A 291-nucleotide genomic window follows, 5' to 3' on the forward strand; every position below is an offset into this window, starting at 1 on the left:
ATAAAAAAAAGCACCCGTTTCCGGATGCTTTTAAAGTAATTATAAAAGTTTTTTTTGGTTTTAGAGACTTGTGATAATAAATTCACTTCTTCTGTTTAACTGGTGTTCTTCCTCAGTACATTTTACATTGTCAGCACATTTGTTAACCAATTCGGTTTCACCAAGTCCTTCAGAAGTTAAACGATCAGCAGCAATACCATTTTTGATTAACCAATCTTTGGTAGATTTTGCTCTACGATCAGATAGTTTTTCGTTGTATGCATGAGAAGCACGGCTGTCGGTATGAGAACG

The 291-nt window shown here is 35.1% G+C and carries 1 protein-coding gene; it reads right to left on the reverse strand.

Annotated features, from left to right (window positions below; genetic code table 11):
* Positions 1-60: 60 nt before the first annotated feature.
* A partial coding sequence (locus ICG50_RS13075; protein WP_187661338.1) for an OmpA family protein occupies positions 61-291 on the reverse strand: 231 nt, incomplete at its 5' end.

Source organism: Flavobacterium buctense, from assembly GCF_014486695.1.
Taxonomy (GTDB): domain Bacteria; phylum Bacteroidota; class Bacteroidia; order Flavobacteriales; family Flavobacteriaceae; genus Flavobacterium; species Flavobacterium buctense.